Source organism: Phytoactinopolyspora endophytica (genome assembly GCF_004138495.1).
Classification (GTDB): domain Bacteria; phylum Actinomycetota; class Actinomycetes; order Jiangellales; family Jiangellaceae; genus Phytoactinopolyspora; species Phytoactinopolyspora endophytica.
Genome location: NZ_ML142877.1, coordinates 18592 through 19640, shown reverse-complemented (window position 1 = coordinate 19640; position 1049 = coordinate 18592). Strand labels below are relative to the sequence as shown.

The window sequence follows — 1049 nt, the reverse complement described above, 5'->3', positions numbered from 1 at the left end:
TCTCCTCTTCGTTCTCCGCGATGCACGCGGTGTATTTCGCGGGAGTTCCCTGCGTCGCCTGGTCGAGCTGGTGCGGCTGTAGGCCGAAGACGTTCATGGTCCCGAGCCTGATGGCGCGGCCGATCGTGGCGTTCGCCCGGAAGCCGGACCCGAAGATGTTGCCCTGGCTGTTCAGCCCGATCTGGCTGCGGACCGGCCCGTTCACGACCGTGAACGGGGCGGTGCCCGTGGTGCTCTGCCAGATCCCGCGTCGCGGGTGCGGCTCCTGGGCGATCGCCTCCCAGGCGGCCTGGACCACCGGGAAGTACTCCGGGCGGCACCCGGCAAGGCCCGCGTTGATCGCGGCGAGCCGAACGGTCAGCTCGCGGTTCAGGTGCGGCACGTCGAACAGGACGTCGTCGGGGTCGCGGCTGCTCTGAGCGAGGAATTCCTCCAGATACGACTCGGTCACCGGCACAATGGGCAGTCCGTCGGTCCAGGCCTGCTCGGTGAAGTACTCCATCACGTCGAGGACCTCGCGGACATCGACCCGCGGTGCTTCCGGCAGCGGGCTAGCGGACTTCTGGGCCTGGGTGGTCGTCGATGTCATCTCATGCCTCCGCACCGAGAATGCGCAGCACGCCGGGCATGAGGTCCTGCGCGCGGTCGTGAATCTGGGGCGCGTCGAGACTGGCCATCGGGTGGGGCGCGGTCAGGAACTCGTACCCCGGGAAGCCCTGGACGCTCGCCATCGCCCGCGCTGACATCATGAACGAGTCCGTGCAGACGCTGACCGCGGGCATCCCGGCACGCTCGAACAGGATCCCGTCGGCGACCGTGGCAGCGCTGCAGGACCCACAGTCGCCGACGGCTGTGACGACGACGTCGCACTCCTGCTTGATCCGGCTGAGCAGGTCCTCCTTCAACGGCGTGCCGAAGTAGTCCTTCGTGTACATGCGGGACCCCGCCACACCCTGCCGGCGCTCGAGCTCGGCAGCGATCACCGACAACAGAGCCGTGGCGTTCGGCTTCGTGTTGTCCAAGAGCCCTACCGTCAGGCCACGAAGACC

Annotated in this window: 1 protein-coding gene and 1 pseudogene; both read right to left on the bottom strand. The window is 67.9% G+C overall.

Features of this window, described 5'->3' with window-relative positions:
- Positions 1-589 (bottom strand): annotated as a pseudogene (locus ELR45_RS32565) (hypothetical protein); the annotation flags it as partial.
- Between the two features lies 1 nt (position 590).
- On the bottom strand, positions 591-1049 hold a 459-nt coding region (locus tag ELR45_RS32560; RefSeq protein ID WP_205857718.1), incomplete at its 5' end, for a UGSC family (seleno)protein.